This window comes from Nonomuraea sp. NPDC048916 (genome assembly GCF_040649575.1).
GTDB lineage: Bacteria > Actinomycetota > Actinomycetes > Streptosporangiales > Streptosporangiaceae > Nonomuraea.
The window spans coordinates 1-618 of the sequence record NZ_JBEZFS010000166.1 but is presented as its reverse complement, the minus strand read 5'-3'; the positions used below and the strand labels follow the sequence as shown (position 1 = coordinate 618).

Sequence of the window (618 nt, the reverse complement as noted above, 5' to 3'; positions counted from 1 at the left end):
AGTTCCATTCGGTCGACGAGGAGCTGGGCCCGGATCAGCGGTGGTCCACCTGGCTGGAGGTCGAGCGCGGTTCTCGCGGCCCGGAACCACGCCCCTCGTGGGTCGTCACGGAACAGGCTGCGATCGATACTGAGCTCGGCGTCCTCAAAACCGGCAAGGAAGCCGACGTCTTCCTGCTCGAACGGGCCGTCGAAGCCATCGGCGACAACCCGGCGAAGTCCTCGCTGCTGGCCGCGAAACGGTACCGCACCGAGGAACACCGGTCCTTCCACCGCAGTACGTCGTACGTCGAAGGCCGCCGTACCCGCAACAGCCGCGACAGCCGGGCGATGGCGAAGAAGACCTCGCACGGCCGCAGTGTCGCGGCCGGTCAGTGGGCGTACGCCGAATGGGACGCCCTCAACCGGTTGTGGAAGGCCGGCGTCCCGGTGCCGTATCCCGTGCAGGTGGACGGCACCGAGCTGCTGATGGAGTTCATCGACGACGGCGAGGGCGGTGCCGCGCCCCGGCTCGCCCAGGTCCGGCCGTCGAAGGAGTTGCTCGGTGTGTACTTCGAGCAGCTCCGCAACGGCATGCGTGAACTGGCCCGCGCGGGGCTCGCGCACGGCGACCTCTCGC

General features: G+C 68.9%; 1 protein-coding gene. It reads left to right on the top strand.

The window, feature by feature from the left end; translation table 11 throughout:
- A partial coding sequence (locus tag AB0C16_RS40250) for an RIO1 family regulatory kinase/ATPase (protein ID WP_357691429.1) occupies positions 1 to 618 on the top strand: 618 nt, incomplete at both ends.